The 547-nt window shown below is 67.5% G+C and carries 1 protein-coding gene; it reads left to right on the forward strand.

Annotated elements, in window-relative coordinates; translation table 11 throughout:
- Positions 1 to 41 precede the first annotated feature (41 nt).
- Positions 42 to 547, forward strand: a 506-nt coding sequence (locus IE177_RS34650; RefSeq protein WP_229816421.1) for an AMP-binding protein, incomplete at its 3' end; no start/stop codon positions are given.

Raw genomic sequence — 547 nt, forward strand, 5'->3', positions numbered from 1 at the left:
TCTACACCTCAGGCTCCACCGGCCGCCCCAAAGCCGTCGTCATGCCCCACAAGGCACTGATCAACCTCGTGACGTGGCACTCCGGAAGGTTCGGGGGACTGCCCGGACGGCGCATGGCCCAGTTCACCGCGATCGGGTTCGACTTCTCCCTGGAAGAGATCCTCAGTCCACTGGTGTACGGCGGCACCCTGGTCGTGCCGGATGACGAGATCCGGCGGGATCCCAACGAGTTCGTCCGCTGGCTCGACCAGCACCAGGTCAACGAGATCTGCGGACCCACGCTCGCCATCGAGTCCCTGGTCGAGGCGGCGAACGCGCAGGGGCTGGCGCTGCCTTCGCTGACCGATCTGTACCAGGGCGGCGAGGCTCTCACGCTCGGCGACCGGCTCCGGGAGTTCTGTTCCGCGGTGCCCGGGCGACGGCTGCACAACATCTACGGACCGACCGAGACGCACGCCATCACCGCCCATACGCTGCCGCCGGATCCGAGTGCGTGGCCGGTCGTCGCGCCTATCGGCAAACCCGTGGACAACGCCCGCGTCTACAT

The sequence above is a fragment of the Streptomyces lucensis JCM 4490 genome, from assembly GCF_014650035.1.
Taxonomy (GTDB): domain Bacteria; phylum Actinomycetota; class Actinomycetes; order Streptomycetales; family Streptomycetaceae; genus Streptomyces; species Streptomyces lucensis.